Raw genomic sequence first — 659 nt, 5'->3', positions numbered from 1 at the left:
ACCCTCTACGCCGGACCTTTCGCATGTCCTTCGCCTACACCAACGGTTTCTGACTCGTCTCACAGCCGGCAGACTGCAAAAGAGAGATCCCACAACCCCAACCACGCAACCCCTGCCGGGTATCACACGTGACTGGTTTGGCCTCATCCAGTTTCGCTCGCCACTACTCCCGGAATCACGGTTGTTTTCTCTTCCTGCGGGTACTGAGATGTTTCACTTATCGGTTCCTGGTGCCAAGGCATCCACCGTGCGCCCTTAAAAACTTGGCCACAGATGCTCGCGTCCACTGTGCAGTTCTCAAGCAACGACCAGCCACCCGTCACACACCACCAACGTGATGCTGCACCGGGGCCGGCGTTTGAAGGGCAAGCTCACGCTCGCACCCTCAGACACCCAACAGCGCGCCCGGCCCGACCTGCTGACCCTTGTGTTCCACGCCGAAGCAGTACTAACAGAGCCAACCGATCGTGCCGAATAGTCAACGTTCCACCCATGAGCAACCAGCACCGGACACTCGCCGATGTACTGGCCTCTGACCGAGCCCGGAGGCCGGTAAGAAGTGCTCCTTAGAAAGGAGGTGATCCAGCCGCACCTTCCGGTACGGCTACCTTGTTACGACTTCGTCCCAATCGCCAGTCCCACCTTCGACGACTCCCTCC

Annotated in this window: 2 rRNA genes; both read right to left on the bottom strand. The window is 59.2% G+C overall.

The annotated features are described in order from the left end of the window. Window positions 1-269 (bottom strand): 23S ribosomal RNA (locus IF55_RS35635); the annotation flags it as partial. A 301-nt stretch (window positions 270-570) separates the two neighbouring features. Further along, a 16S ribosomal RNA gene (locus IF55_RS35630) occupies window positions 571-659 on the bottom strand; the annotation flags it as partial.

The sequence above is a fragment of the Streptomyces varsoviensis genome (assembly GCF_000718635.1).
GTDB classification, from domain to species: Bacteria; Actinomycetota; Actinomycetes; order Streptomycetales; family Streptomycetaceae; genus Streptomyces; species Streptomyces varsoviensis.
Note: the sequence above shows the minus strand (reverse complement) of the source record. Positions and strands in the feature narration are given on the sequence as shown.